The sequence below is a fragment of the Corynebacterium tuberculostearicum genome, assembly GCF_022347385.1.
In the GTDB taxonomy this organism is placed as follows: Bacteria; Actinomycetota; Actinomycetes; order Mycobacteriales; family Mycobacteriaceae; genus Corynebacterium; species Corynebacterium tuberculostearicum_M.
The window spans coordinates 1-1,418 of sequence record NZ_JAKRDT010000048.1; the positions used below are offsets into that span (position 1 = coordinate 1).

General features: G+C 55.2%; 1 protein-coding gene and 1 pseudogene. Both read right to left on the reverse strand.

Going from position 1 to position 1,418, the window contains the following annotated elements; translation table 11 throughout:
• Nucleotides 1-265: 265 nt before the first annotated feature.
• Nucleotides 266-808 (reverse strand): transposase, encoded by a 543-nt coding sequence (locus MHK00_RS11990; protein ID WP_366512281.1) that lies wholly within the window; start codon nt 806-808, stop codon nt 266-268.
• A 30-nt stretch (nt 809-838) separates the two neighbouring features.
• Nucleotides 839-1,263, reverse strand: a pseudogene (locus MHK00_RS11995) (IS110 family transposase); the annotation flags it as partial.
• Between the last annotated feature and the right edge of the window lie 155 nt (nt 1,264-1,418).

Below are 1,418 nucleotides of genomic sequence, written 5' to 3' on the forward strand. Positions count from 1 at the left end.
CTTGAGGAGCCGGTTGGGCTTGCTGTGCAATCGGCTTGGATGGGGGTCTGTTGGCTTTAGGCTGCTGCAGCCTCCTGAGCTGTAGAGATGTCTCGGTAGTGCTCGCCGTTTCGCATCATGGCGAAGAGAGCGTTGAGGCGTCGGCGTGCGAGTGCGACGACTGCGGCGTTGTGTCTTTTGTCTTCTTTGCGTTTTCGTTCATAGAATTGCCGGGAACGCTCGTGGAATCTGGTCGATGCAGAAGACGATTGCCATAGGGCGTTCTTTAATTTTTGTTGCCAGCGCGGTTGGGTGAATTCGGCATAATGGACGTTCCTGATTGATTTGTCCGTGGTGATAGGCCTGTATAGGACGCTAGGTGCGCTGCATCGGGGAGGTCGGACATATCGCCAACAGTCATGAGGATCTGTGCTGCGCTACGTGGGCCGATGCCGGGCATGGATAAAAGAATCTCGGTTTGAGGAATGTCTTGAATGAGCTTGAGTACCTGTGCTTCTATTTCCTTGCGATGTGCTAGTTTGGCCAGTGCGTCTTTGGCGGACATTGCTACGCTAAGTTCGGGGTATTCTGCGCCGGCAATGGACACGGTCTGTGTGTGGATGGCAGCAAGCATGGCATGGATGACAGGCTCGGGATTGCGCGCTTTGTGACTGCGCGCAAAGGCTGCTAGGCGTGTTTTACCGATGCGTCGAATCTTGGTGGGGCCGCCGTATTTTGCAAGTAGGTGGAGGATCCATTTTCGGTGAATCATCTGTCCGTGCAGGACATGGTCGAAGGCAGGATTGGTTCCCACGAGCGCGGATCGCATCTGGTTAATTAGGCGTGTGTAGGCTCGGGCGAGGTCTTCGTCGATACCGTTGAGAACTTTTGGCTGGGTAAAGACTTCCTCAACGCGGTCGACGCTGCGCAGGGCGTCTGGAAGGTTAAGACCGGCATGGGCGATGACGTAGGCGTCGCGTACATCGGTCTTGGAGTTGCCGACGTGGATGCGAGAGAGCTGTCGCATCGCAAGCCCTGGTAGATAGCGATCGTCTGCCCTATGTGTTGGGCGACTGCGACGGTTAATCGGCCGATGTTGTTGGGTTGATCGACAATGACAAGGACCGAGGTGTTGTCGGCGAGGAATTGGCCGAAGAGCTTGCGTAGCGAGCCTTCATGCTGATTGATGCGTTTGGGCAGGACTTGTCTGCCTTGGGGATCGAGGACGCAGGCGTGGTGGAAGTATTTGCCGACGTCCACGCCAATGACGAAGTCATAGGCCATGGGTGTGTTCCTCCTAGCGATGAATTAGAAGTTGTGAGGTTACCCTCGTTTAGTGGACACCCTATTTGTACGGATCTTGTGTCCGTAGGAGAGGATGTTCATTGTGAGTCAACAGCGCAAGAAGTACACGCCGGAGTACCGGCGTGAAGCCGCGA